This window comes from Pusillimonas sp. (assembly GCF_035515275.1).
In the GTDB taxonomy this organism is placed as follows: Bacteria; Pseudomonadota; Gammaproteobacteria; order Burkholderiales; family Burkholderiaceae_B; genus Pusillimonas.
Window position 1 is genome coordinate 1 of record NZ_DATJBQ010000053.1, and the last position, 17,811, is coordinate 17,811.

23 protein-coding genes are annotated in these 17,811 nt (G+C 58.5%); 11 read left to right on the plus strand and 12 right to left on the minus strand.

Annotated elements, in window-relative coordinates; translation table 11 throughout:
* Positions 1-236 precede the first annotated feature (236 nt).
* Entirely contained in the window at positions 237-383 is a 147-nt protein-coding gene (locus VL003_RS03795; protein ID WP_325439728.1) for a lmo0937 family membrane protein, read from the minus strand.
* A gap of 201 nt (positions 384-584) precedes the next feature.
* Between VL003_RS03795 and VL003_RS03800 the strand changes: the two genes are divergently transcribed.
* Positions 585-1,238, plus strand: coding sequence for a PRC-barrel domain-containing protein (locus VL003_RS03800; protein ID WP_325439729.1), 654 nt, complete (start codon positions 585-587; stop codon positions 1,236-1,238).
* Positions 1,239-1,375: 137 nt separating this feature from the next.
* Positions 1,376-1,570, plus strand: coding sequence for a hypothetical protein (locus VL003_RS03805; protein WP_325439730.1), 195 nt, complete (start codon positions 1,376-1,378; stop codon positions 1,568-1,570).
* Between the two features lie 87 nt (positions 1,571-1,657).
* Here VL003_RS03805 and VL003_RS03810 read toward each other — a convergent pair whose 3' ends face one another.
* Positions 1,658-1,801, minus strand: a complete 144-nt coding sequence (locus VL003_RS03810) for a hypothetical protein (RefSeq protein ID WP_325439732.1) — start codon at positions 1,799-1,801, stop codon at positions 1,658-1,660.
* 158 nt (positions 1,802-1,959) lie between these two features.
* On the opposite strand from VL003_RS03810, the gene VL003_RS03815 reads away from it, so the two are divergent.
* From VL003_RS03815 to VL003_RS03835, 5 genes are all read left to right on the plus strand, one after another.
* Positions 1,960-2,634, plus strand: a complete 675-nt coding sequence (locus VL003_RS03815; protein WP_325439734.1) for a DUF2946 family protein — start codon at positions 1,960-1,962, stop codon at positions 2,632-2,634.
* Positions 2,635-2,710: 76 nt separating this feature from the next.
* Positions 2,711-3,310 carry an NUDIX hydrolase gene (locus tag VL003_RS03820; protein WP_325439736.1) on the plus strand — a complete coding sequence of 200 codons (600 nt, stop codon included), beginning with the start codon at positions 2,711-2,713 and terminating at the stop codon, positions 3,308-3,310.
* The gene (gene aat, locus VL003_RS03825) at positions 3,307-4,059 is read left to right on the plus strand and encodes a leucyl/phenylalanyl-tRNA--protein transferase (protein ID WP_325439738.1); all 753 of its coding nucleotides are present in this window, start codon (positions 3,307-3,309) and stop codon (positions 4,057-4,059) included. Before VL003_RS03820 ends, aat begins: the two co-directional genes overlap by 4 nt.
* A 31-nt stretch (positions 4,060-4,090) precedes the next feature.
* Positions 4,091-4,813, plus strand: a complete 723-nt coding sequence (locus tag VL003_RS03830) for an arginyltransferase (protein WP_325439740.1) — start codon at positions 4,091-4,093, stop codon at positions 4,811-4,813.
* Positions 4,814-4,817: 4 nt separating this feature from the next.
* Entirely contained in the window at positions 4,818-5,864 is a 1,047-nt protein-coding gene (locus VL003_RS03835; RefSeq protein ID WP_325439742.1) for a quinone-dependent dihydroorotate dehydrogenase, read from the plus strand.
* Positions 5,865-6,042: 178 nt separating this feature from the next.
* Here VL003_RS03835 and phaP read toward each other — a convergent pair whose 3' ends face one another.
* The 4 genes from phaP to VL003_RS03855 form a co-directional block, all read right to left on the minus strand.
* The gene (gene phaP / locus VL003_RS03840) at positions 6,043-6,612 is read right to left on the minus strand and encodes a TIGR01841 family phasin (RefSeq protein WP_325439744.1); all 570 of its coding nucleotides are present in this window, start codon (positions 6,610-6,612) and stop codon (positions 6,043-6,045) included.
* A 118-nt stretch (positions 6,613-6,730) separates the two neighbouring features.
* A complete protein-coding gene (locus tag VL003_RS03845; protein ID WP_325439746.1) occupies positions 6,731-7,573 on the minus strand; it encodes an IclR family transcriptional regulator in 843 nt (280 codons plus the stop codon).
* A gap of 158 nt (positions 7,574-7,731) precedes the next feature.
* The gene (locus tag VL003_RS03850) at positions 7,732-8,532 is read right to left on the minus strand and encodes a competence/damage-inducible protein A (RefSeq protein WP_325439748.1); all 801 of its coding nucleotides are present in this window, start codon (positions 8,530-8,532) and stop codon (positions 7,732-7,734) included.
* Between the two features lie 15 nt (positions 8,533-8,547).
* Complete coding sequence (locus VL003_RS03855; RefSeq protein WP_325439750.1) at positions 8,548-9,351, minus strand: EI24 domain-containing protein; 804 nt, start codon at positions 9,349-9,351, stop codon at positions 8,548-8,550.
* A gap of 63 nt (positions 9,352-9,414) precedes the next feature.
* Here VL003_RS03855 and VL003_RS03860 point away from each other — a divergent pair, with 63 nt between their 5' ends.
* Positions 9,415-9,801, plus strand: coding sequence for a thioredoxin family protein (locus VL003_RS03860; protein WP_325439751.1), 387 nt, complete (start codon positions 9,415-9,417; stop codon positions 9,799-9,801).
* Positions 9,802-9,878: 77 nt separating this feature from the next.
* Here VL003_RS03860 and VL003_RS03865 read toward each other — a convergent pair whose 3' ends face one another.
* The 3 genes from VL003_RS03865 to VL003_RS03875 form a co-directional block, all read right to left on the minus strand.
* Positions 9,879-11,240, minus strand: a complete 1,362-nt coding sequence (locus VL003_RS03865; protein WP_325439753.1) for a DEAD/DEAH box helicase — start codon at positions 11,238-11,240, stop codon at positions 9,879-9,881.
* Positions 11,241-11,372: 132 nt separating this feature from the next.
* Entirely contained in the window at positions 11,373-11,708 is a 336-nt protein-coding gene (locus tag VL003_RS03870) for an AzlD domain-containing protein (RefSeq protein ID WP_325439755.1), read from the minus strand.
* Positions 11,705-12,451, minus strand: coding sequence for an AzlC family ABC transporter permease (locus VL003_RS03875; RefSeq protein WP_414708232.1), 747 nt, complete (start codon positions 12,449-12,451; stop codon positions 11,705-11,707). The genes VL003_RS03870 and VL003_RS03875 overlap by 4 nt, the downstream gene beginning before the upstream one ends.
* Positions 12,452-12,574: 123 nt before the next feature.
* Between VL003_RS03875 and VL003_RS03880 the strand changes: the two genes are divergently transcribed.
* The 3 genes from VL003_RS03880 to VL003_RS03890 are packed head-to-tail and all read left to right on the plus strand — an operon-like array spanning position 12,575 to position 14,859.
* Positions 12,575-13,495 carry a branched-chain amino acid transaminase gene (locus tag VL003_RS03880; RefSeq protein ID WP_325439757.1) on the plus strand — a complete coding sequence of 307 codons (921 nt, stop codon included), beginning with the start codon at positions 12,575-12,577 and terminating at the stop codon, positions 13,493-13,495.
* A gap of 59 nt (positions 13,496-13,554) precedes the next feature.
* Complete coding sequence (locus VL003_RS03885) at positions 13,555-13,749, plus strand: zinc-finger domain-containing protein (protein ID WP_325439759.1); 195 nt, start codon at positions 13,555-13,557, stop codon at positions 13,747-13,749.
* 18 nt (positions 13,750-13,767) lie between these two features.
* The gene (locus VL003_RS03890) at positions 13,768-14,859 is read left to right on the plus strand and encodes a YheT family hydrolase (protein ID WP_325439761.1); all 1,092 of its coding nucleotides are present in this window, start codon (positions 13,768-13,770) and stop codon (positions 14,857-14,859) included.
* Between the two features lie 24 nt (positions 14,860-14,883).
* Here the strand turns inward: VL003_RS03890 and VL003_RS03895 are convergent, their stop codons facing one another.
* The 3 genes from VL003_RS03895 to VL003_RS03905 are packed head-to-tail and all read right to left on the minus strand — an operon-like array spanning position 14,884 to position 17,624.
* Positions 14,884-16,383, minus strand: coding sequence for a M48 family metalloprotease (locus VL003_RS03895; protein ID WP_325439763.1), 1,500 nt, complete (start codon positions 16,381-16,383; stop codon positions 14,884-14,886).
* Positions 16,380-17,243, minus strand: a complete 864-nt coding sequence (locus tag VL003_RS03900) for a cytochrome c oxidase assembly protein (protein ID WP_325439765.1) — start codon at positions 17,241-17,243, stop codon at positions 16,380-16,382. The genes VL003_RS03895 and VL003_RS03900 overlap by 4 nt, the downstream gene beginning before the upstream one ends.
* Positions 17,244-17,288: 45 nt before the next feature.
* The gene (locus VL003_RS03905) at positions 17,289-17,624 is read right to left on the minus strand and encodes a hypothetical protein (RefSeq protein WP_325439767.1); all 336 of its coding nucleotides are present in this window, start codon (positions 17,622-17,624) and stop codon (positions 17,289-17,291) included.
* Positions 17,625-17,811 lie beyond the last annotated feature (187 nt).

Below are 17,811 nucleotides of genomic sequence, written 5' to 3' on the forward strand. Positions count from 1 at the left end.
AGGTCGGTCAGTTGCAACAGCAACACCGGCTCGTTAACGACCCACGGAATCGAAACCGGATTTTCCATACCCAACGCCTTCGTACGCCTTTTACGTCGAAGCGGGTACCGTGCAACGCAACAACAAGCACGTTGACGGCACCCGCTCGACTGGCACGGTCGGCCGCACTAGCTGCTTACGGCCCACACTACCCTGTTAGGCTGGAGGGTGTGACGCAGTAAATGCACGACAGAGCATTACGGCGCGCGCCCAGTAATCAGGCGGATCAGCACCATGACAATGGCAATGACAATCAGAACATGTATAAAGCCTCCGATTGTGTACGACGTGACCAACCCCAATAGCCAAAGCACCACCAGAATGATTGCGATCGTATAAAGCATGGCAGGTTCCTTCTTTGCGTTATGAATAAATTAAAACCAACCGCGCGGACCGGTTGTTTCTACAGCAAAGTTTGTGCAAGTTTCGTGCCCGCCTTAACAGCGTACCAGCGATATCGATTTTTGGGTGAACCATGCCGCGAACGGCATGGTTCTTGCTGTGACGCCAGTGACCTTCTTCGGTCTATTGAATAGGAGAACGCTATGACTATGAAGAAAAAGCTGGCTATTGTTCTATGCAGCATGCCTTTTGCCATGGCTCCCATTGCTTACGCGCAAACGGGCAGTGCCACCGAAGGCACGACTTCGCCGCAGTCGGGTACTCAAACCGATATGGGCAAAGATGGCGCGCCCAACATGGGCGGCAAAAACAATACTTCTAGCAGCGCAGCCGGTTCCACCGGCAGTGGTGCCGCTAGTGGTGCAGCCACCAGCAGCGGCGCTACAGCCGGCGCTGCCGGCGGTGTCAAAATGGACAGCGGCGATCGTAGCGCTGCCACCTCGAGCAGCCCCACTACCGCCGGAACAGCGGCCGGCAGCTCAATGCCCAGCGCTACGGGTGGCGAAAGCTTTGAAAACCTGAAAGGAAAAGCAGTCTATAACGAAAACGATGAGAAAATAGGCGATGTCAAAGACATCGTTCTTTCTTCCGACGGCAAGGCCACACACGTCCTACTGGGTGTAGGCGGTTTTGTTGGCGTGGGCGAACACCTGGTTGCCATCCCGTTCAACGAAATCAACACAACCGGTGACAAGCTGACTATTCGTGGCTACACGAAAGACCAGCTGAAGAAAATGCCGGCCTACGAACGTCCTCGTGACGAGCCTGCCCGCGCTCCCATGGGCGCACCCCGTTAAGCCGTCTGAGCCGCCCAGGCGGCATTGCATTCAGTCGTAGGGGACACCAGCGGCAAGGCAGGGCTACACTAATAGCAGCCCCCGCCAAGCCGCTCGGTGCTTGGCCCTTCACTTAACGATCAGACAGGAGCCGCAGCATGAATACTTCGGAACCCAAACGTGATGATTCAACGCCCTTTCCTACCAGGGACGATCACCCGGAGACCACGGAAAAACTGGACCTGACTAAAAAGAAACAGCCATCGCAAGAAGAGTTACTGGACGAAGGTCTGGATGAAACATTTCCCGCCAGCGACCCGGTCTCGATCAGCACCAAAAAAACCAAAAAATGATCCCGAGCCTGTTTACAGGCAAATAAAAACCCCTGGTTCGAACCGAGTAAAAACGATTCGAACCAGGGGTTTTTACATGACGACCGTTTAGTTCTTGTCGTCGTTTCGTGCGCCGGATGGCTGCTCTTCGTCGCGGCGGTTTTGCTCTTGCTCGCGCTTGGCCTCGGGGGCCACCCAGTTAAGGGGTTCAATCACAAAAGGGGGTTTTTTCTGTGTCGGCTTTTTCGACATGTAGAACGCTCTCCTTGTATGCATGACGCAAGGCGCAACGCGCGCCCGGCAACAACTGAAAGTTTACCATATTATGTCAACTAATGCCAGAAACTGCGCCCTTCGGCTTTCTATTGGCGCTATCATTCCTCAATACAGGTAAAATTTACAAAGCACATATGGACACTAACGTTCTGGCTGCCATGGCGCGTTGGCCCCACGTACCTCACGTGTACGGCTGGATGTCGCTTTCAGAGCAGGGCCGCTGGCGTCTGCATCCGCTTGCCGACGCCTGGCATCCGGGCCTGCCGTGCCCAGAACCGCTCACCCAAGGCGAATCCATCGAAAGCCCGCAGATACTCAGTTTTATCGGGCGCAACTTCACCTGCGACGAGCAAGGGCGCTGGTTCTTTCAGAATGGTCCTCAGCGCGTTTATGTACGGCTTGATGTCGCACCTTTTGTGCTGCATACCGACAGCACTGAGCCGAGTTTGCGCACCCACAACGACCTGGCGGTAACGGAAACCAAAAGCTGGTGGATAGACGACAGTGGGCGGTTATATGCCATGACCGAGCACGGCGCGGGGTTGGTGTCGGGACGAGACACACCGGCGGTGTTCGACGCTTTGCACACCGCCGACGGCAGGCCGCTGCCCGACGTGCTTGAACAATATGTGTCGCCTGGCAAAGTCGTGCCAAGAACCCACCCCGCGACACCGGAAGCCATAACACGTGTCAGGTTTACAGTCTCCGCCCCCGGCGGGCAGACCCACACTACCGACGTTCCACTTTATTATTGCGCGTCCGACAAGCTTGCAACAGCGATGGGTTTCGTGCGCTGCCCCCACCCTTAGGTGACCTGTGAAAAAGCAGAGTGGGGGCGCCTGCGGGCCGGTGCCACGCAACACCAAATAAATATAGAATAAGGCCATGACGACCCCCGCCCCTGCGTTTTATTTTCCCGCGCCCCGCACCCAAAAGTTCTGCAGTCAGTGCAGCGCCCCCATCACCCTGCGGGTTCCGCCCGACGACAACCGCATGCGCGCCGTATGCGAAAGCTGCGGCGCCATCCATTATCAAAACCCGCGCAATGTCGTCGGTGTGCTGGCCGTCTGGCAAGACACCGTGCTGCTGTGCCGACGCGCCATAGAGCCTCGCTACGACAAATGGACCTTGCCCGCCGGCTTCATGGAGCTGGGCGAAACCACTGCGCAAGGCGCCATGCGCGAAACGCAAGAAGAAGCCGGCGCGCAGATCGAACTAGGCCCGCTCTATACCATTATTGATGTGCCGCACGCCGAACAGGTGCATTTCTTCTACATGGCCAGGGCATTGACCGACAGCCTTTTCCCCGGCCCCGAAAGCCTTGAGGCGCGTTTTTTTGCGCTTGATGAAATCCCTTGGTCCGAGCTGGCGTTTCGCACCGTCATCACGACGCTCGAGCATTATGTGGCCGACGTCAAGAAGGGGGTGTTTCCCATGCATCATTACGATATACCCCTACCCATACCCGATCGCGCAAACCTGTGACCTCCCTGGCCTGGATAGACGACCTCTCACCGTTTCCGCACCCCAGCAAGGCATTGGCTGAAGGCTTGCTGGCCGTCGGCGGAGACTTGTCGATAGCACGCCTTACCCTGGCCTACTCGCAAGGCATATTCCCTTGGTTCAACGAGGGCGATCCAATATTGTGGTGGTGTCCCGACCCGCGCATGGTGCTGTTTTGCGACGAATTGCGAGTTTCGCGATCGCTGAGTAAAAGGCTGCGCCAGTTGGCGCGCGACGACGACAACCCCAGGGCGCCGGTGCAGATCCGGCTGAATACGGCTTTTACCCAGGTCATTCGGGCCTGTGCCGAGCCTCGTGAACCTCAAGCCGGCACATGGATATCGCCACAGATCCGCTCGGCCTACCACGCTTGGCACAAGGCAGGTCATGTACACAGTGTGGAAACCTGGATTAACGGCGAACTGATGGGTGGGCTGTATGGGGTCAGTATCGGTCGCTTCTTTTTCGGCGAATCGATGTTTGCGCGCAGCAGTGATGCATCCAAACTGGCCCTGGTGTATTTGGTGCGATTCTTGAAGCAGCAGGGCATATGCCAGATCGACTGCCAGCAACAAACCGCGCACCTTGCCAGCCTGGGTGCGCGGCCGATTGCTCGAGATGATTTCCTGTCTTTGTTGGCCGAGGCACGCCGACACCCGACCGCGCAGTGGCCCGCCGGACGACTGCTGTCGACCGGCCAACTTGCACCACTGCCCACAATGACGCCATAATGAATGCAGCCCTGCCTTGCCAAGCGCTGCCATGAGCCACCCCACCGAGCCCATTCTCAGGACCCTGCAGTTTTACTCTACCGCGGCCTACCCGTGCAGCTATCTCGAAGGCCGGGAAGCGCGCTCGCAGGTGGCGGCACCCACCCACCTGATCGACGCCCCCACATACTCCAAGTTGGTCGAGCAAGGGTTTCGGCGCAGCGGCCTGTTTACCTACCGTCCCCATTGCGAGGCCTGTCAGGCCTGCTTGCCAATCCGTATCCATGTCGAGCGCTTCGAGCCTAGTCGCACACAAAAAAGAATCTGGCGTCGCCACCAGCACTTGCGTGCGGCCAATGCGCCTTTAAAGTTCCACCCCGAACACTTCGAACTTTATCGCCGCTACGTGTCCACACGCCACGCGGGCGCGGGCATGGATGATGGCGACCAAACCCAGTATGCGCAATTTTTGCTGACGAGCCGGGTCGACACGACCCTGGTCGAGTTTCGTGATGAAGCCGACGTGCTACAGATGGTGTCGATCATCGATATTCTTGATACCGGGCTTTCGGCGGTGTACACCTATTTTGACCCCCAGGCGGCGGGCAGTTTGGGCACTTACGGCGTGCTGTGGCAGATTGATCGCTGCCGGGCCATGGGGCTTGAATGGCTGTATCTGGGGTATTGGATCAGCGAAAGCCGTAAAATGGCATACAAAACCAATTATCAGCCTTGCGAAATCCTGCGCAACGGCCATTGGATCTCTTCTTTATAAATCGATGTCCCTGTTATTCAGTTCCTATCCGCTGGCGCGTCCCGCGCTTTTTTCCCTGGACGCCGAAACCGCTCACGAGTTAACGCTTTCCTCTTTGCAACGTGCCTACGACTGCAGCCTGACTCGGCATTTGCTGTCCAGCCGCCCTTATCTGCCCACGCAGTTGATGGGCCTGACACTACGCAACCCAGTCGGGTTGGCGGCCGGTCTGGACAAAAACGGCGCCCACATCGACGCTCTGGGCCAGCTTGGCTTCGGGTTCATCGAAGTGGGCACAGTGACGCCCCGCGCCCAGCCGGGCAACCCAAAGCCCCGCATGTACCGCTTGCCGGAAGCCCATGCACTGATCAATCGCATGGGCTTTAATAATGACGGGCTTGAGCGGTTTGTGCAAAACGTGCAAAAAAGCACCTGGCGCAGCAAGAGCGGAGTGCTGGGGTTGAACATCGGCAAAAATGCCGACACCCCCATTGAGCGCGCCGTTGACGACTACTTGCTGGGCCTCGAGGGTGTATACCCCCACGCCGATTACGTCACAGTTAACATTTCGTCTCCCAACACCCAGAACCTACGTAGTCTTCAGGGTAAGGACGAGCTTTCCGACCTGCTGCGCCCCCTTCAGGAAAAGTGCAAGGAGCTGGCCGACCGGCATCAGCGCCATGTGCCTCTCGCGGTAAAAATCGCTCCCGACCTGGCCACAGAACAGATCGACATCATTGCCGACACGCTGCCCCAGTTTGGAATCGAGGGCATTATTGCCACCAACACCACCATTACGCGCACTGCCGTCGACGGTCATCCGCATGCCGGCCAGGCCGGAGGGTTGTCGGGCCCCCCCGTGCATGCCCTATCACTCGCCGTTATTGAACGTTTACGCCAACGCCTGGGAGCCGGGCCGGCCATTATCGGCGTGGGCGGCATACACGAAGCGAAGCAGGCACAAGAAAAAATCGCGGCCGGCGCAAATGCCGTCCAGCTATATACCGGCCTGATTTATCGCGGCCCGATCCTTATCAAGGAATGCGTGCAGGCACTGAAAGGCGCGATGTAATCGGTATCAGCCAAGGGCAAGACGCACACAATAAAAACCCCAGCGAAACTTGTGGTTTCACCGGGGTTCTTATTGTCTTTTGAGCAAACCTTTTGCCGGAACGCCTCAACCGAAGCAGCCAACCGGCAAGGGCTATTGCTGCACTGGCAGCCTGGCTACCGATGCCTGCCGCCGACGATCAGGCCGTGGTGCGGCGAGCGCGCGCGGCAGTTTCAGCAGCCGACGAAGCGGCTTGCAGCGTGGCGCTGGTTGCGGCATTGATGTTGGACTCGGCAGTTTCGCTGGCCTGCTTGGCAGCCTTGCTGACCGATTCGTAAGCGTTGTTCACCGACGCCAGGGTCGACTTCATCAGGGCGATGGCGCTTTCCGAGCCGGTGGGCGCGGTTTTCGAGTACTGATCGACGGCATCGGAAAACTGCCGCTGAGCCTGAGCCACTTGCTCTTCGGTCAGGCGGCTGATGTTGCCTTGCACCGCCGAAACGATGTCGTAAATATGTTTGCCGTAAGCCAGCGACTTTTCAGCGCTGGGCTGCACCAGTGCCGACGAGAAAGCCACGGCTTCCTGGGCGTCTTTGACTTCGATGGCTTCTTGCGATTTTTGGGCGGCTTCGTCCAGCGTCGCCTTCATGACCTTGAGATTCAAGTCGACGAGCTTTTCGAATCCGTCGAAAAACGCACCTTGTACAGCCAGCAGGTTGTCCAGCGAGGCCTTCTGTGTAGCAAAAATTTGTTGGGGGATAGCACTCATGACGGTTCCTCGTAGTAGGCTAAAGCGTTTGAACATCAAAGGATGTTGCATCGCACAATTATTATTCTACGGGTTTTCAGCCCGGCGTCAAGCATTTTGTTGCGACGCAACAAATAATTCATGTGTTCGCCGGGGTCCGTCCTGACGACCCTCTTATCACCTTGCTCTCGTAGCCCATGGCTTCAGAAATACGGCCGGCTGTGTCTTGCAGCAATGCGATCCATTCGTCACGAAGCCGGTCTGCCGGGGCCGAAATGGAAAGCCCCGCCTGCAGGCGGCCGGTGTCGTCGTAAACCCCAGCCGCTATGCAGCGCACGCCCAGCTCAAGCTCTTCGTTGTCACGCGAATAGCCATGGCGGCGCACCAAAGCCAGGTCGCGCTCGAGTTGATCGGCTTTGGTCAGGCTATTGCGCGTAGTACCTGCCAGGCCGGTGCGCATGATGTAGGCCTTGACCTGACGCGGTTCGCTCACAGACAAGAACAGCTTTCCGGTGGAAGTAAGATGCAAAGGCGCCCTTCCGCCGATGGCTCGTACCACCTGCATGCCCGAACGCTCGCTCCAGGCCCGCTCGATATATACGATTTCGTCGCCCTGCTGAACCGCAAGGTTAATGGTCTGACCAGTAAGCGCATGCAGTTCTCGCATGTACTCAATCGCCACTTCACGCACATTCAGGCGGCCCTTTACCAAAGAGCCCAGTTCAAGCAAGCGCATGCCCAACTGATACAGACCGCTGTCGACGCGCTCGACATAGCGACCCACTACCAGATCGTTCAAGATCCGATGAGCGGTCGAGGCGTGCAGGCCAGTTGCCGCTGACAGATTTTTCAAGGCGACAGGCTCTGACTGCTTGGCCAGGACGTCGAGCAGCGACATGGCTCGCTCAAGCACCTGGATGGCGATGTGGGAGTCGCCGGTGCGCGGCTCGGCGATATCGGTAGTTGGAGCTGTTCGGGGCATGTCCGGATAATTGACGCATTGCAACAATCCCATATTATGAAAAAAATGCGCTGCTTGGCAAGCATTATTCGTTACCCGAACGCTATTTTTCATACCTCGCGCAATGCGCGACTTGAGCAGACGGAGCCGCTTGCGCAGCACACCCCATTTAGCGCGGCTTACTGGGGTGGCGTCAGGCTGCCGCCGGCCCGCTCAACCTCGGCCCGAAGAAAGGCCAGGGCCTGGGCGGCGGCTTCGGGCTCGCCCTTGACGCCCAGATCGATATGCGGACGCCCTGCCCCCATGCTGGGCAGACTGAAAGCCTTGATGCCCGGCCATTGGCGTTCGAGCTGTTCAAGCGCCGGGGTAATGCGTGACTCGGGCAGATTGAACGCCAGGAACGAGTGTTCGACCCGGGTGATTTGATGATGAAACGCCGCATAGCGGGTGTCGAGCGACCACTCCATCATGGGCCAGGCAATAACCGGAAACCCCGGCATGAAGGTGTGGTCGTGAATAAAAAAACCGGGAATCTTGTTGTACGGATTGGGCACGATTTGTGCGCCTTGCGGAAACTTGCCCATATTCAGACGTTGCTGGTTCTCGGGCGTGCTCATGTCAGCGCTGCCCACACCCTGCTGAGCCATCTCGGCGCAGCGCTCGGCGATCAAGCGTTCGGCCTCGGGGTGCAGAACTAACGGTACATTCAGCGCTTGCGCGGCGGCCTGGCGGGTCTGGTCATCGGGGGTGGCACCAATGCCGCCACAACAAAACACAATATCGTCGCTTGCAAAGCTGCGCTCCAGGGTGGCGGAGATTTCGTCGCGGTCGTCGGAAATAAACTCTGCCCGGGCCAGCTGCATACCCCGCTGAGACAGCAGCTCGATAAGCTTGGGCATGTGCTTGTCTTGGCGCCGACCCGAAAGAATCTCGTCGCCGATAATAATTAAACGCACTTGGCTTGAACTATTGCGAGACATTGTGGAGGGCTCCGGTTATTGAACGGCGTTGCGGGCGGCCTGCAGCGCGGTTTCGTGCCGCAACTGCCGCAGGGCCTCGAGACTGTAGTGCGCAAACACCAAAGAAGAAAACACCGGCAGCACCAGCCATGCGGGTGGAAACAGGTTAATAAGCGCCAGCACGAAACCCATCAGCCAGTACTGCCGATTATGACGCCGCCAGATCAGCTTGCGCTCATGGGCGTTGGCGTGTTCGATCACGGCGTCGACCCTTAACATGCGGGTAAAGGCAAACGCCCACCAGACAATGGGCAGCACCACCGGCAAAGGGGGGATCAGCCACAAGGGCATGGTCAGCAACCAACCCACTGAAAACAATATGCCCACCCAAATGGCGTTCCACATGCCATAGCTAGTAGAAAACTGGCCATGGCGCACCAAGCCGCGATACTCGCGCTTTTCAAGGTGGCGCAGGACAATGGGCATCACAAAAATCGCCGCAATAACCAGACCCAATATGCCCGACAGCGGCAGCAAAATGGCGACTGCCAGCAACGGCACTAAATACAGCTTGATTGAAAAAAGCCCGATGGCCAGCAGCCACTGATCGAGCTCATTCAGGTATGTCCAATTAAGCGCATTGGCATCAAGCCAGTTGGTCAGCGGTGTCCAGAATGCCCAAAGCAGCACAATGGCGCCCAACAAGGCAATGAAGAACGGCAGCAGCAGGGTCAGTAGCATCTTGGGATGACACTGCGAAACCAGCGCGCGCTTGAACGCCAGCCACACCGCCGAGAGCCCGGTTACCTGAGAAGAACGAACGGTAATGTCATAATCCATGATCAATGATGCTTTGCAATCCACACCCGGCTATCATAATCAAACACCAATCAGTTTGTCTTTATGGCTATTTACGATCCGCAACACGATCTGGACCCACTTAACGCACGTCTGGCCGGTAACGACGACCTGCTCGTGGTCTGCTATTGCGCGCAGTGGTGCGACACCTGCGGCCAATACCGCCGCGACCTCACCGAACTGGCCGAACGCTATCCGCAACATGTATTTATTTGGGTTGACATCGAAGACCAGCCCGAGCTGCTGGGCGACGAAGACGTCGAAAACTTCCCCACCCTGCTCTTGCAAAGGGGTGGAAAAAACCTGTTCTTCGGCACGCAACTGCCCTATATCGGCCATTTGCAAAAACTGCTTGAGCGATTAGACGACCTTGCATCGGTAGCCCACGGCGAAGGTCCGCCTGCGCTGCGCCCGTTATTGCAATCGTTATAAACCACATAAGACAAGGCACTGGGGGCGGTATCAAACCGGCTTTGACCCGGCCTGATGCATCAGGGTGCCCCCGCAGCTTAGTGCCCGCCCAACAGCACGCCCACCGATTTTTTAGACAACGCTGCAGAAGCCGCTGCACCTCGCGATGGATCGGCGGCTGACCTGGCGGCGCCGGGTGCCGGCACGTAGGGGCGAGAAAAAAAGTCGTCGACCGGCTTGCGCGAGGCCCCCCCCGAGGCATAGCCGCTGCGTGAGCGGTCGGTGTTGCGACTGCGTGGAGGCAAGTTAAGCGTACCGCGCGGAATCTTGACCTTGATGAGTTTTTCGATGTCGAGCAAGTAACGTTCTTCGTCGGGCGAAAACAGGGCAATGGCTTCACCCTTGGCACCCGCTCGGCCGGTACGCCCAATACGGTGAACGTAATCTTCGGCGTTGTAGGGCAGATCGTAGTTGATGACGCAAGGCACTCCGGCCACATCGAGGCCGCGCGCGGCAACGTCGGTTGCCACCAGCACCTCGAGTTCACCCGCCTTGAAGGCGTCAAGCGCCTTCATGCGGTCGAGCTGGCTTTTATCGCCGTGTATTGACTCTGCCTTGACGCCATCGCGCTCTAACTGGCGGGCAAGCCGGCTGGTGCCGATTTTGGTGTTGGAAAAGACAATCACCTGATTGAAACCACGTGACTTGACCAGATGCACCACGGCCGCCCGTTTGTCGTCACCTGAAAGCTGATACGCAATTTGGCTGACGGTATCAGCGGTGGCGTTGCGGGCTGCCACTTCAATTTCGACCGGCAAATTCAAACTGGCTCGGGCCAGTTTGCGAATATCGCTGCTGAACGTCGCAGAAAACAGCAGGGTCTGCCGCTTTACCGGCAACAGGCGCACAATACGTTCGAGATCGGGCAAAAACCCCATGTCGAGCATACGGTCGGCTTCGTCCAGAACAAAAATGCCCACTTGGCCAAGGTTTACGTTGCGCTGCTCGACGTGATCCAGCAAGCGACCCGGCGTGGCGATAAGTATTTCGCAACCGCGCCGCAGTGCATCGCGCTGCGGGGCTATGTCGACCCCGCCATACACCACGGCCGAACGCAAAGGCGAGCCCTCGCAGTACTTGGCCACGTTGTCGGCGACTTGAACCGCCAGCTCGCGTGTGGGAGCAAGAATAAGCGCCCGCACCGGATGGCGCGCGGGCGATGCGCTGGTATTGGCAAACGCCATCAGGCGATGCAAAATGGGCAACGTAAAGGCGGCTGTTTTGCCTGTTCCGGTCTGGGCCGCGCCCATGACGTCGCGACCGTCCATAACCACAGGAATAGCCTGGCTCTGGATGGGCGTGGGTGTGGTGTATCCGGTTGCGGCAATCGCCTGCAATATGTTGGGATGCAGACCGAAGTCGGCGAACGTGGGTGTTTCGGAGGAAGAGTTTTCTGTCATTTAAATGGAAGATGCCGGTACGAGCAAATGCCCTGTCCGGCTTTGGTTACCCCGTTATTTTAGCGCAGCCCTCAGCCCAAGACCTGTAAACCGGGTTTTATACTGCACAAGTGTCGTGTAATGTCAACGAAGTCAGGCCAGTAACGAGCGCAGCCAGTCAATCGCCCAATAGGCAGCCATGCCGCCCACAATGACGCCAATGGTGCTGCGCGTACGCCAGTAAATCAGTGCCGCTGCGATTGCCGCCAACATTTTTACGTCAACGAAGGCCGATGCTCCGGCCTCCCAGGGCAGCAGATCGGGCACCACAATAGCCGTTAATGCCGCTACCGGCGCGTAACGCAAGGCTCGACGCACCGAATCGGTCAGCGGCAGGCGGTCTCCGAACAAAAAGTAGCCGGCCCTGGTCAGGATGCAGCACAAGGTAAGCAGCACAATGGCCGCAAGCATGTACGCGGTGTCGCTCATGCTGTGCGCTCCTTTTTCTTTTTGCGGGCCAGCTCGGCAAGAACCCCGGCCGCAACACCAGCCACAATGGCGACCACCAGCCCCAGCCGCAGGGGTAACGCCTGGCCCACCCACGCCACCGCGCCGGTCACCAGAACCGTAAGCATCATGGGCGTGTTCTTGACCAATGGAATAGCGAGGCCCATTAACGCAAGGGTGGCCGCAAACTCAAGCGACCACGACGGGGGAACGAACGCACCGGCAAAAATCCCCAACAATGAAAACGTCTGCCAGGCAAACCAGCCCGGCACGATGATACCCAGGTAGTACCACAACTGACCACGCGTGCCCTTGCGACGCGCATCGCCGTAGCGGGTCATGAAAAAGACGAAGACCAGGTCGCTTAGCCAATACCCGAGCCCTAGTCGCTGAAGCCACGAATACTTGCGAAAGTAGGGCTGCAGTGCCGCACCGAAGATAATGAAACGGATATTGACCACGAAGCCGGCGGCAAATATCAGCCACAACGGCGCACCCGCCATAATCAGGGGTAAGGCAGTTAATTGGGCCGAGCCGGCATAAACCAGAAGCGACATCAGCACAGCCATGCCTTCGGTAAGCCCATAGCTGACCATGGCAAAGCCCGTGACAAAGGCCCAGATGCACAAGGCCACCATGGCTGACGCAGCCTCATTGAAGCCCGCAGCAAAGCTGCGGCGTGCCCGCGCGTCCGGCCACGAAATGCTGCTTCTGGAATGCGCCACCGACAAAAACCTTCTGTTCAATAAACTGCAGCCCCAGCCACTATAGCCGGGAATAATCGGCAATCATATACGAAAATGCGACCGCCCCTTGGTACAATGACGCCTCTTTTCATGGAGAGCATTATGTCGATGTCCGATCGTGACGGCTTTATCTGGTATGACGGCGAAATGGTGCCGTGGCGCGACGCCACCACCCACGTCCTGACCCATTCGCTGCACTACGGTCTGGCCGTCTTCGAGGGCGAGCGCGCTTACAACACCGAAATCGGCACCGCCGTATTTCGCCTGCGTGAACACACCGACCGTCTGTTCAATTCGGCGCACATCTACCAAATGCAGGTTCCATTTGATCGCGAAACCATCATGCAGGCCACGCTTGAAGTGGTACGCCGCAATCAACTCGAATCATGCTACATACGCCCCCTGCTTTTTTACGGCTCTGAAAAAATGGGGGTCTCGCCCAAGGGCGCCAAGGTGCACGTGGCGATTGCCGCCTGGCCCTGGGGCGCCTACCTGGGCGAAGAAGCCCTGGCACAAGGCATACGCGTCAAGATTTCTTCGTACGCCCGGCAGCACGTCAACGTGACCATGCCGCGCGCCAAAGTGGCCAGCACGTACGCCAACTCCATTCTGGCCAACACCGAAGCCATCGAGCACGGCTACGACGAAGCCATTTTGCTCGACACCGACGGGTTTGTCGCCGAGGGTTCGGGCGAAAATATCTTTATTGTCAAAGACGGCGTACTGTACGAGCCTGAAATTGCCTCGGCCCTCACAGGCATTACGCGCGACTCGGTTCATGCCATTGCCGCCGACCTGGGGCTTAGCGTGCATACCCGCCGCCTTACCCGCGACGACCTGTACATTGCAGACGAAGCGTTTTTTACCGGCACCGCGGCCGAGGTAACGCCCATACGCGAAATCGACAATCGCCGTATTGGTCAGGGCGCGCGAGGCCCCATCACCGAAAAACTGCAAAAAGCGTTCTTCGACGTCGTCAATGGACGCAATCCCAAGTATCACCACTGGCTGACCAAGGTCTGATGCTTACTGCGCTTCATGCGCCAGCTTTCCACTTTGAAACCATCTCTGCAGGACACGCCATGAGCGCAGAACCGAGCACCCCCAACAACACGCAACCTATCCTGGTCACCGCCGAGGACCTTCCCGTGTATTGCCCTGGGCCCAAAGCGCCGCTGTGGTCCATGCACCCGCGCGTCTACATCGAGCTGGCCCAGTCGGGCACGGCCGCCTGCCCTTATTGCAGCGCCGTCTACCAACTTCAAGACGAACGTTAATCAAGTACCGGCCGGCTCGTGACCGCACGGATCGATTCCTCTCCTTGCCCGCAACCTTTCTGGCTGCCCAATGGCCACTTGCAAACCATACATGGTGCGCTGGTGGCCCGGTATCATCACATCTCGTTCGTGCGCGACCGCGTCGACACACCAGATGGCGACTTTATTGATTTTGACTGGGTCGGCCCCGGGCTGTTTCCCAACAAAACCGCCCAGAACCTGCTGGTCAAGCCTGACCCAAGGCTTGCCCTTACCGCCGCCCGCCGCTGGATGCAAAAAAGCGACTGGGCTTCGCTGCCGGTATCGCCCGACACGCCCGCCCTGGTTCTGTTCCACGGGCTCGAGGGCGGCAGCAACAGCCATTACGCGCAGGCCATTGCCCAGCACTTTCGCGCCCGCGGGTGGGTAGTGGTTATTGCCCATTTGCGCGGCTGCTCGGGCTTTGCCAATCGGATGGCGCGCGCGTATTACTCGGGCGACTCCGATGACATCCATTTCATGTTCGATACCGTACACGCCCGTCTGCCTCAGGCAAAATGGCATGCGGTGGGTGTTTCGCTGGGCGGTAACGCCATGCTCAAGTGCCTGGGCGAACGTCCCGAAGTGGCAGGCCGCCTGCAGGCCGCAGCCGCGGTGTCGGTTCCGCTCGATCTGGTCGCCTGCGGCGCTGCACTTTCTGACACTTTCGTCGGGCGCCGGCTGTACGGCCCCTATTTTTTGCGCACCATGAAACGCAAGGTGCTAGACAAGGCAAAACGCTTTCCGGGCAATATCGATGTACTGAAATTCAGCCAGTCGCGTACCCTGCGTGAGTTCGACGATATATACACGGCACCCATGCATGGTTTCAAGAACGCGCTCGATTACTGGACGCGTGCTTCGAGCAAGCCCTGGCTAAGCAAGCTTACCTTGCCCACTTTGGTCATGAACGCCCGAAACGACCCTTTCGTGCCGGCACCGTCGCTGCCCGATTCGCATGAATGCTCAGATACCGTACTGCTGCATCAGCCCGCCGAAGGCGGCCACATGGGGTTCGTTACCGGCGCGTTTCCCGGCCACCTGAACTGGCTGCCTCAGCGCGTGGCACAGTATTTTGAGACGCTGCAGTAAGCCCCAAAAAAGGGCGCAAAAAAACTATTTGAATCGTTCGAGCAGGGCGCGGTCAGAGCGCACCTTTTCTTGCAGCCTTCGTATCTCGACGTCGACCTGAGACTGAACGTAGAAGTCGTTGGACATGGCTCTGGCCTGTTGCAAATGCTCGACCGCAGTGGGTAAGGCACCGATCTTTTCGTAATACACAGCCATGGAACGCCGGGCGTCGACCCCCTTGCCCAACCGATCATAGGATTGAGCTCGTAGTTGGTACAGTGAGGGTTCGTCGGGCCATTTACCGATAAGGCCGTTCAAAAACTGAACGGCGCGCTCGTCTTGACCCGATTGGCTCAAGGCATTGACCTTGGCCAGCGCCACGCCCAGGCTCTGTGGCCAACGGGATGACGCGGCTTCAGCCTGATCCAGGGCTTCGGGGTGCCTGCCTTGCTTAAGGGCCAAGGCCACCGACAAACCCGCGATTTCGGCGGAATTCATGCCGCCCTCGCGGGCCCGACCCAAGGCGTCGGCGGTTTCCTGCAGTTTGTCCTGACGCCAGGCGGCAAAGGCCAGGCCGTACCAGGCGGCCGATCGGCGCACTCCGGAATGCGTGTCGGCTTCGCGCCGAAGCGCCGCCTCGGCGTCGCGCTGCGATGAGCTGCGCTCTTGCAGCACACGCAGTTTGGCGCGCACATACCAGTAGCTGTTGCTGTCGTGATGCTGGGAAGCAGGCGCTTCACGGACGCGGTTTTGTATGTCGGACATACGCTGAATGGAAAGTGGATGAGTACTGGCATACGACCCCCCACCCATACCTTCGTTCAGCCGCGATGCATTCATGAGCCGGCCGAACATCTGTGCCATGCCGTCGGGGTCGTACCCGCCTTTGCGCAGCATTTCGAGGCCGATGCGATCGGCCTCTTGTTCAGCCTGGCGCGAAAACCCCAACTGCCGATCAACGGCCGCAGCTTGTCCGAACGCGGCAACGCCCATCGCCAGGTCACCGCTTCCGGCCAGGGCGGCCAACAGGGCCCCCGCCACCGAGGCCATCATCAGATGACTGGATTGCGATTGCTGTGTCATGCCACGCGCCACGTGCCGCTGTAACACGTGGCCGATTTCGTGCGCCACCACAGAGGCCAGCTGCGACTCGTTGTCGGATGAAACCACCAGGCCGCTATGAATGCCTACATAACCACCCGGCAATGCAAACGCGTTGATTTGAGGATCACGGATGGCGAATACCTGGATGCCTTGGGCCGGGTTGGCGGAACCCGCCACCAGCTTTCTGCCCAGACCGGCCAGATACTGGCTGACATCGGGATCGTTGATATAGGTGGGATCGCGACGCCCTTGCTCCATAATGGCGTCGCCCAGAGTTTGTTCCAGCATGGGCGGAAGCTCGACCGCCGAGGCCGACCCCATGCTCGGCAAGCCGGCAGGTTGGGCCTGCGCTGCGCCCATGCAGCCGGCCAACAGCACGCCGCCCAACGGCACGCTTACGCGCTGCCAAACCCGCAATGCCAACCGCAGGCCCACCCTCATGCCCCGAGCGCTGCCGGCCCAGGCCGCTTTGCCGGACGCGCCCTGTTTTTATCGGGCAGCCTGTTTTTACCGGACAGGCGCATGAGTGTGGCCAGGGCAAACAACAGGCCGAAGACTTCGATGAAACCGGCAAGCACCCACATGGTAAGGCCGCCGATGGCCTGATCGGTAACCGCCGACATGCCCGGAATAGCTCGCCCGCAAAGGTCGAACACAGGGTACAGATCGTATTCGGTGAAGGTGATGATGGCGCCGACGATCATTTGGGGCACCATGGTAATGACCGGCGACAAAATTCGCCCACCCGGCGACAGGACTGCCGGCGGGCTGGGCCGGCGATCGAGAATAAGGTTCCAGTACATGAACCCGCTGATGACCACCGACCAATTCATGAATCGGTACAGGCGCCAATCGAGCATGGAGTAAAACTGCACGCTGGGGATCAGCCAGACCACGACCAGGAAGACAAACAGGAACGGCACCCAGTACTTATTGGTCAACACAGCCTTGGCCACGCGCCCGGCCCGGGTACGGCGAAAATCGCGCAGCCGGATGCGCGCGCGCATGGGCAAGCCCGCACGCATGACCTGGCCGGCATACGCGCCCATGATTAGAAGCGGGCCAAGATGATGCAAGACCAGATGCTGCAGGCGGTGAGCGAAAAAAAGGCGTTCTGCGTAGTAGTCGATGCGGGTGTGCAGCGACAAGTACAGAAGGATGAAGCCGCACCAGAAAAGCAACTGGCGTGGGGCGGAAACCCGATGTACCCGGGTTCCGCGAATGAACAACGCGCCAGAGACAACAAATGCAACGATAAGGGCTGGGGAGAATTCCCAGGGTATGAGCCAGCCGAGATCCATGGACGATCCAGATTCGAAACTAGGTGAGCCGATAGGCACTGCCCCCTAGTTTAAAGCAATATGACGGTGGTCACCCCATTGCAAGCCGCGAACCGAAGGGTTTGAGCGCAAGTGACGCGCTCGGTCCATTAATACATTACGCAGCTCGGGCGGACAATTAACCGTGATGCAGGCGGTGGCCATGTCGGACTGGCTGCCATGATCGACCTGCATGCCCGCCACCTTTAGCCCCGCAGCGCCAAAATCAAGATAGATTTGTTTGCGCACCTGAGCCAGCTCGGCGCGCGGACACACGACGGTTAAACGAGACACCGGCTTGCGCACCGGCACCGAAGCCTGACGCACACCCGCACGACGCAAGAAAAGATTGAAAAGCCGCATAAGACCCCCTACCATGCGGGCGCTGACACCATGGCGCGCGACCGCAGGAACATGCCGCCCTTATGAGGCGGAACGCACATTTAAACCAGTGGGAGACTTTAACGACGGAATAGAACCCGTCGGATACTGCTGCCCACGCCCATTGACATTGATAATTATTTGACTGAAATGCCAGGGCGCAGGAAAA